The sequence below is a fragment of the Bacillus sp. AFS012607 genome, assembly GCF_002558005.1.
Classification (GTDB): domain Bacteria; phylum Bacillota; class Bacilli; order Bacillales; family Bacillaceae_G; genus Bacillus_A; species Bacillus_A thuringiensis_S.
Genome location: NZ_NTVM01000086.1, coordinates 1 through 340, shown reverse-complemented (window position 1 = coordinate 340; position 340 = coordinate 1). Strand labels below are relative to the sequence as shown.

Below are 340 nucleotides of genomic sequence, written 5' to 3'. Positions count from 1 at the left end.
CTAGTTTTCAAAGAACATACCATTTGCTATTTAAAATAGCTTTTTGGTGGAGCCTAGCGGGATCGAACCGCTGACCTCCTGCGTGCAAGGCAGGCGCTCTCCCAGCTGAGCTAAGGCCCCAAAATGTATGGTGGGCCTAAATGGACTCGAACCATCGACCTCACGCTTATCAGGCGTGCGCTCTAACCAGCTGAGCTATAGGCCCATACAAATTGCAGGATTTATTTATATCATATCCTCATTTAAGAGTCAATATTGAATTGAACTCTCAAAACTAAACGAAAACGAAACACGGAAACTTATATTGATAAGCAGCGCTTATCAATTCTCCATAGAAAGG

2 tRNA genes are annotated in these 340 nt (G+C 43.5%); both read right to left on the bottom strand.

The annotated features are described in order from the left end of the window. Nucleotides 1–44 precede the first annotated feature (44 nt). Nucleotides 45–120: transfer RNA gene (locus CN409_RS30855), tRNA-Ala, on the bottom strand. A gap of 8 nt (nt 121–128) precedes the next feature. After that, nucleotides 129–205, bottom strand: a tRNA-Ile gene (locus CN409_RS30850). Between the last annotated feature and the right edge of the window lie 135 nt (nt 206–340).